The 2,549-nt window shown below is 38.7% G+C and carries 1 protein-coding gene; it reads left to right on the forward strand.

Annotated features, from left to right (window positions below):
* The first annotated feature begins 591 nt into the window (after positions 1–591).
* Positions 592–2,367: a threonine--tRNA ligase gene (gene thrS, locus U9M98_03195; protein ID MEA2020691.1), complete on the forward strand. Its 1,776-nt coding sequence runs from the start codon at positions 592–594 to the stop codon at positions 2,365–2,367.
* Positions 2,368–2,549: the final 182 nt, after the last annotated feature.

Genomic DNA, 2,549 nt, shown 5'->3' on the forward strand with positions numbered 1-2,549 from the left:
CAATATACAATATACAATATACAGTATACAATATATTATATATTATATATTACACAGTGCACATTTCTACACATTTACGAACCTACAACATTTACGAACCTACACCTATACGAACCCACCCCCATTTTTTGTTAATAAATAAATCAAGTAAATAGTGCAAAAAAATGGGTTGTAGAGACGCCTAGTTAAAAGAACGTATCTTAGATATCAAATGTGCTTGACAGCAAGGGAGAGACAGTTTAAATTAAAAACAAGTATTTTCGGAAAAGAGCCGGCAATAAAGGTACAATTTAATTGCTAAACGATTGACCAAATCCTTACCAACTTTGGAAAGTTTAGCCGCTAACGCAGCGAAACAGCGAAAAATTAAGAGGTTTTGGTCTTATCCGCCAGCCTGGCGCCGAAGGATCAGATAAAGAGGGTGGAACCCCCCTTTTGGGGCCCTCCGGGAAACCGGGGGGTATTTTTTTACACTATCAAAAAGGGACATCTACAAACACCTCCGAATCAAACGGCAAATAACAAATTACAACCTGTCTATAATTTTTAACTTTTCTAGATAAGTGTAATATAGTTAAGTATAATATAATAATGAACAATACGAATAGAGACAAACAACTTGAAATTGAAACAATGCGACACTCGGCAGCACATGTTATGGCTGCTGCAATAAAAAGACTTTACCCCCAAGCAAAATTAGGTATTGGACCCGCAATTGAAAATGGGTTTTACTACGATATTGAGTTTCCCAAACCAATTTCCGATGAAGAATTACCTCCTATTGAACAAAAAATGGAAAAAATAAAAGAGAAAGCTTACCCGTTTGAACGGGAGGAAATTTCAGTTGAAGAAGCAAAAAAATTATTTAAGAACAATCCCTACAAATTAGAACTAGTTAAAGATTTAGCCGCAGAGTCCGAGACCATCTCAATTTACAAAACAGGAGAATTTGTAGATCTTTGCCGTGGTCCACATGTAAAAGACAGTTCCAAAATTGGGTCTTTCAAGCTTCACAAAATTGCTGGAGCATACTGGCGCGGAAATGAAAATAATCCAATGCTCACCCGCATTTACGGTCTTAGTTTCCCAACTAAAGAAGAACTTGAACAACATCTAAAAATGCTAGAAAAAGCAAAAGAACATGACCACCGCAAAATTGGGAAGGAATTAAATCTGTTTTCCTTTCACCCTGCAGCACCTGCTGATATTTTCTGGCACCCTAAAGGCTACACTATTGTTAAAGAAATGATGCGCTATTGGCGGGAAATTCACGAGCGGGAGGGCTATGTAGAAGTACGTACACCTGAAATACTCACCCGCGAAACCTGGGACCAAAGCGATCACACCAAAAACTTTTTAGAAAAAATGTACAAAGTAACTACACCTGATGCAGAAGAATGGAACATGGCTATTAAACCTATGAATTGTGACGGAGGAATGATTATTTACAACTCAAAACCACGCTCCTATCGGGACTTTCCACTTAGAATGGGAGAATTGGGAGTTGTTCATCGCTACGAATCTTCGGGTGAGACATGCGGCATTCTCCGCCCCCGTGAGTTTACCCAGGACGATGCCCACATTTATTGCACTCCTAGCCAAATAAAAAAGGAGCTAAAAAGAGTAATAGACCTCTGCTTCGAGATTTATAACACATTTGGACTAGAACTCGACCACCTAGAACTTTCCACCCAACCCGAAAATTCAATTGGGTCTCAACATGTTTGGAAACAAGCTGAAGAAATTATGCACGAAGTTTTGGAGGAGGAAGAAGTTCCTTTTCAAATTAACGAAGGGGAAGGGGCTTTCTACGGACCAAAGTTTGATTTTCACCTTCGTGACAAAATTGGGCGCACTTGGCAATGTTCAACTATTCAACTAGATTTTGCTCAACCAGAAAATTTTGACCTCAAATATACTACCAAAGAAGGTAAAGAGAAAAGGCCAGTAATGATTCATCGTGTTCTTTACGGTTCAATTGAACGGTTTCTAGGTATTTTTATCGAAAATTGCGCTGGAAATTTCCCAGTTTGGTTGGCACCAGTACAAGCAATAGTAATTCCCGTTTCTGAAAAACAAAATCAGTACGCCCAAAATATTGCCCAAAAACTTAGAAATGCAGTCAAAAACGCAACTGGAAGATTCCGGATCGAAATAGACACAAACAGCGATACTCTAGAAAAGAAAATTCGCAACGCTGAGTTGCAAAACATTCCCTATATGCTCATTGTTGGGAGTAGGGAAGAGGATTCCGGTAATGAGGTTTCCCTACGCCTTCGTGACGAAGGGGATCAAGGTACAGTTAAAATTAACGAATTTGCATCCCAGGTACAGGACAAAATTACAAAAAGATCCCTAGAGCTCTAAAACCTCAACCACCCACCCTCAGCAATTAGCTATCAGCAATTAGTAATTAGTAGCTAGTAGCTAGCAAGTAAGTATTTATTATTCCTTATTCCCTATTCTTTAATTCATTTTATTGTCAAAATCTCTCTTACGTGCTATTATTGCCTCCGTAAGTGAGAAAAAAGTATTACCCTGTCAACGAG

The organism is Patescibacteria group bacterium, from assembly GCA_034659915.1.
GTDB lineage: Bacteria > Patescibacteriota > WWE3 > JAUXAW01 > JAYEID01 > JAYEID01.